General features: G+C 58.4%; 3 protein-coding genes. All 3 read right to left on the bottom strand.

All coding sequences use genetic code 11. From position 1 onward, the window contains the following. The coding region (locus ACQZ5K_RS26960; RefSeq protein ID WP_448742079.1) for an ester cyclase at positions 1-299 on the bottom strand (299 nt) is incomplete at its 3' end. Between the two features lie 225 nt (positions 300-524). Then, a complete protein-coding gene (locus ACQZ5K_RS26965) occupies positions 525-1,595 on the bottom strand; it encodes a nucleotidyltransferase family protein (RefSeq protein ID WP_374997667.1) in 1,071 nt (356 codons plus the stop codon). A gap of 247 nt (positions 1,596-1,842) precedes the next feature. Continuing rightward, positions 1,843-2,220 (bottom strand): ATP-binding protein (locus ACQZ5K_RS26970; protein WP_448742080.1); only part of this gene is annotated, 378 nt, incomplete at its 5' end.

Raw genomic sequence — 2,220 nt, forward strand, 5'->3', positions numbered from 1 at the left:
TGCTCGCAGAACTGAACCTTCCTGCCATTGACCGGGAGGCCCATGAACGTGGCTTTGGGCGTGCAATCGAACGAAAGCCGGGCAGCAATCCTGTTCGCGTCGCTGACAAGGATCTCTGCCTCAAACCGCAGGTCGGGAATGTCGGCAAAGTCGTTCACCAGCATGTCGCGATAGCCTGACAGGCCGAACGGGCGGCCGTTGTGTTCGACTGTATCGTCGACGAAGGTGCCGAGTTCATCGAAGGCCTGACAGTTGAGGCAGTCGAGGTAAGCGAGATAGATGTCCTGAAGTTTCGGCATGGGTTTCTCCGTGTCGATCAAAGGTCAAACCGGTTTCGGCGTCAGCGCCGCGGCAGCCGTTTTGTGCGAGGTTCGCAGTCCGTTTTGCCGGCGGAATAACGGTCCGCTACTGAACAGGTGCAGTTTTGGATGGTCAACCGGTGACGAGTTTGCAACTGCCGCTATGAAGCCGGTAGAACCCGTCCTGCGGAACGGGAAGTTCGGGCATCTGAACTGGGGTTACCATCATCTTTTGCCCAGATCAGCGGCGGAAACGCCGAGCGCGACTGCCAAGGGCAACCTGGCTTTCTCAGGCATTATGGCGAGTCCTGAAGTGATCGCTTCCTGCCATGCAGGACCCCGTTCCCACGCCTCGTTCCAGGCGTCGGCGAGCGAATATCCTTGCCGTGTTTCCACCAGTGCCTCTGACAACAGGTATGCCTGTTGAAGATCCTTGTCACGCTTTGCCCTGCCTAGGGCATCGTTGCGTCTGCGAGACGCGACAATCAACTTGTGAACGGCATAGCGCTCGGGAGCGGGGACGTTGACGCTGACGCCTTCCCTGTACAGCAGCACCGTTCTGACGGGTTCGTAGATCAGATAGTCCAGAAAGCGAAGGTTTTCCGCCGACGCGCCGCCGAGAGCAGGCATGGGTGACGGCTTGCCCGTATGGTCGTTTGATCCGCGGTTCCCTGTCAGGAACTCCACGCGATAGTTGTCCGAGTTCACGAAGGCGACGACACGCGCCTTGTCCACCTGATGTGGCACCGCCCGGAAGGACGGATCCACGGTATGCAAGACGTCCAGGATTGGTGGCAGGCTGTCCCCGACCTCTGAGCTTATTGCAAAATCCTGGGCGTAGTCGGCGTCGCCCGTCTGGAGCGCGGCATTTGGAAGGCGAACCCCGAGCAGCCCTGAATAGCAGCTGAACGCAACCGAGCCTATGATAAGCGCTCGAAGGCGAAACAATCCGGCGTCTGCAAGAGCTTTTGTTACTTCGCCGGCAAAACGTTCAGGCGCCGCCATGCCACCAGTTCGCGTAAGGGCGTTAACGAGCCGGCGCCGTTCCCTGAGGTCGTCCTTGACTTCCCTGTGGGCGTGTACCCTCGCGGTTATTTCCGCGTCTGCTTCCGGTCCCACATAGCGCCGCCTGTCACCATCGGGGGTCGGATACTCGAAGTACCAGTAACCCTTGCCTTTAACGGGGACATTCACGAACCGTCCATTATGAGGGAAGTCGGTAGAGAACTGCGCATCGAACGATCGCTGCGCCAGTTCCGCGAACATTGTCCTGTATGCGAGGTCAATCTGTTTCAAGACATGCAATCCTTGCGGCGACTTGTGTCGTTATAAGGTTTTGTTATTTTCCTTATAATCGGGATCGCGATCATCGGCGCAGCCGTTATAAGGAAATTTAAGAACCCTTATAACGGCTTACGTTTGCCCTGGCAACCGGTCGTCAGGGTACTGCCCCTGAAACCGGCCAAGGCAGTTCCAGACAGTTTCGCCGTGACGCTGGAGGCAGATTGTCGGTGCAGACACGCGTGCTTCACCCATTTCCGCGTTATCGGTCGCCATCGATCGATGCATCCAGACGGAAACGCGTCGATTGCAGCGCATTGATGACCGAGTGCAGGGCAGCCTGTTTGTCCTTGTCCGATACTGACAGGACGTGATGTTCAAAGGCGCCGAGATCGGCAAACTGCGAGTGGAGATCGGCGACGACAAGCGGATCGCCGAGGCTGTCGCCACCGCGTGCCTGACAGCGTTCAATCGCCTCCTTCACTGTCGTGCGCAGCACGATGTAATGCAGCGGGCGCGAAAGCGCCGTGAAGGCCGGCAGCCAGTCCGGTCGCACGACGCCATCGAGGATGACGAAATAACCTGCCTCGGCGTAGCGACCGGCAACGTCGGCGGCGATCTGCATGATCATCCGGTTCTG

Source organism: Agrobacterium sp. 22-226-1 (assembly GCF_053522345.1).